A 2,075-nucleotide genomic window follows, 5' to 3' on the forward strand; every position below is an offset into this window, starting at 1 on the left:
ATCGCATCCGGCGACCGCACCGCCTGGGCCTCGAACAACTCATGGATGCAGGCGTCCTCCGCAAAGGCTGCCGCAGTGTCATTCCATTCCTCGAGCAGAAGCCGGCGCTCAGCTTCCGGCAAAATATCAAGCTGACACAACGGGACCGTTGGCCGGTGAGCAATCGCATCCGCAAGACCCTCGAGGGCTTGCCGCATCAGGGCACACAGCCTCGCCGCCGACACCCCTCCCACGACCTGAGCTGTGAGGCCCAAGCTTTTGCCATAATCCTCGACGGATAGCGCAATCGGATAGTTTGTCAGTTCTTGTCCGCCCAACCGCTCGATACCCGACAGTGCTTCAGTCCGGTCCGGCGCGGCTTGAGCTTGATGCCGATAATTCAGCAGAGCAGTGAACAACGGAGCCGGCGCATCGACACCGCTGCAGCGCTGTGCCTGCGCCAACGAGGCATGCTCGTGCCGTAAGAGCTCGGTAAGAAGCGAATGCGCCCTGCGTACAGCAGCCTCCACACCCGTCTCATCCAGGCTCAAACGGAATGGAAGCGTGTTGATGAACAACCCCATCGCCCGGTCCAGAGCCGCCGCGCCTTGCGTACGCCCAAGCAGGACTGTGCCGAAGACAACATCTTTGCGTCCCGACGTACGGGCAATGACCAGCGCCCACGCCAGATGACAAAGGCTCGCCAGACTTACCCCCATGCGACGCGCCTGCCCGCGCAAACGATCATTCAGATCCCGCGGCAACATTTCATGCGTCTCGTCAGCAAGGCTGTCGCCGCGGCGGACATCGCTCAAACCAAATGGCAGTGTTGGTTCATCCACATCACCCAGCATCGCTTGGAAGAAGCGATCGTGCTCTTCCTGCGAGACGCCAAGGCGTGCCTGTCCCACCAGGTTGCGGAACAGCTGCGGTTCGGGCAGATCATTGCCCTCACCCGCCAGTATTTTTCCAATTTCTTCGTTGAACACGTCCTGGGTCGAATGATCCCCAATCAGATGGTGGGAAAGCTCCAGCATCAACCAGCGCTCGCTTTCCGTGTCTTGCCCGACGACAAGACGCATAAGCGGTGCCTGACCCAGATTCATCCGGTAATGCCGCGGATCATAGCGCCGCCTCAACTGCTCCAACGCAGGGCCAGCCGACGCATCCAGCTCAACGAAGTTCACATCGAGGGAAGCATGACGCCACACCACCTGCACCGGCGATGACAGCTCGTCCCAGACAAAGCTGGTACGCAGAATATCATGACGATCGACAACGCCTTGCGCCGCGCTCAGATATCGATCCAACAGCTCGCGGCTTGCAAACGCCATTTGCGAGACAACAATATATGTATCACCAGCTTCGCTCAGCAGATGATGGAACAGCATGCCGTCCTGAAGGGGAGACAGTCCATAAATGTCCTGGATATTGGCAACGCCGCCAGGAACCTGCTTCATGACGTGATCAATTTCTGCCTGCGTCAGATCGGCCAACGGAAGCATTGAAGGCGAGATGGCCGTGCTTTCTCGTGTGATGGTACTGGCCGGTACAATAGTTACTGGTTTTTGCCCAAGCCTTGCAGCCAGGTCACACAGTTGTGGACTTTCAAACAGAGCAGCAACATCAACAGCATGCCCCAGTTGTTGTATTCTGCTGATCAGGCGCACCGCCAGCAGCGAATGACCTCCGAGGGTGAAGAAGCTGTCGCGGCGCCCGATGCGTTCGACGCCCAGCAACTCGCTCCACAGGCCGGCCAGCATCGTCTCGATCTCGCCGACCGGCGCTTCACTGGCTCCGCGCGCATACGCCTCGTCCGCTGGCGCCGGCAGCGAGCGACGATCCACCTTGCCGTTCGGCGTCAGCGGCAAACGGTCAAGCACCACAAAGGCCGCAGGAACCATGTGATCCGGAAGGCACCCGGACAAATGCCTTCGCAACAGTGCCGCAAGGCCAGCAACCTCATCACTCGTCACCACATAGGCAACCAGCCGCTTGTCGCCGGATGCCTCCTGGCGTGCCACGACAACGGCCTCGCGCACGCCAGGATAAGCCGTCAATTGCGCCTCGATCTCGCCGAGTTCGATCCGGAAGCC

At 59.8% G+C, this 2,075-nt stretch carries 1 protein-coding gene; it reads right to left on the reverse strand.

The window, feature by feature from the left end; genetic code table 11:
• Positions 1-2,075, reverse strand: a 2,075-nt coding sequence (locus ACFWXH_RS31265) for a condensation domain-containing protein (RefSeq protein ID WP_379125316.1), incomplete at both ends; no start/stop codon positions are given.

This window comes from Mesorhizobium sp. NPDC059054, from assembly GCF_042739215.1.
GTDB lineage: Bacteria > Pseudomonadota > Alphaproteobacteria > Rhizobiales > Rhizobiaceae > Mesorhizobium.